This window comes from Planomonospora antibiotica (assembly GCF_014647955.1).
Lineage (GTDB): Bacteria > Actinomycetota > Actinomycetes > Streptosporangiales > Streptosporangiaceae > Planomonospora > Planomonospora parontospora.
Genome location: NZ_BMQE01000165.1, coordinates 1 through 675, shown reverse-complemented (window position 1 = coordinate 675; position 675 = coordinate 1). Strand labels below are relative to the sequence as shown.

General features: G+C 74.5%; 1 protein-coding gene. It reads left to right on the top strand.

Going from position 1 to position 675, the window contains the following annotated elements; genetic code table 11:
• Positions 1-675 (top strand): ATP-binding protein (locus tag IEZ06_RS35950; protein ID WP_308427723.1); only part of this gene is annotated, 675 nt, incomplete at both ends.

Sequence of the window (675 nt, the reverse complement as noted above, 5' to 3'; positions counted from 1 at the left end):
GCCTGACCGGCGTCGCCGTCTACGCCGACCAAGACCGCGACGCCCTGCACGTCCGCGCCGCCGACGAGGCCTACGCCCTCGAAGGCCACAGCCCCGCCGAGACCTACCTCGACATCCCCAAACTCCTCGCCGTCGCCACCCGAAGCGGCGCCGACGCCGTCCACCCCGGCTACGGCTTCCTCGCCGAGAACGCCGCCTTCGCCCAGGCCGTCATCGACGCCGGCCTGACCTGGATCGGCCCGCCGCCCGCCGCGATCACCGCGCTCGGCGACAAGGTCGCCGCCCGCCACATCGCCCAGACCGTCGGCGCCCCCCTGGTCGCCGGCACCGCCGACCCCGTCTCCGGCGCGCAGGAGGTCCTCGCCTTCGCCGCCGAGCACGGCCTGCCGATCGCGATCAAAGCCGCCTACGGCGGCGGCGGCCGCGGCCTGAAGGTCGCCCGCACCCTGGAGGAGATCCCCGAGCTGTACGAGTCGGCGGTACGCGAGGCGGTGAGCGCCTTCGGCCGCGGCGAGTGCTTCGTCGAGCGCTACCTGGACCGGCCCCGGCACGTGGAGACCCAGTGCCTGGCCGACGCCCACGGCAACGTCGTGGTCGTCTCCACCCGCGACTGCTCACTGCAGCGCCGCCACCAGAAACTCGTCGAAGAGGCCCCCGCCCCGTTCCTCTCGCAGG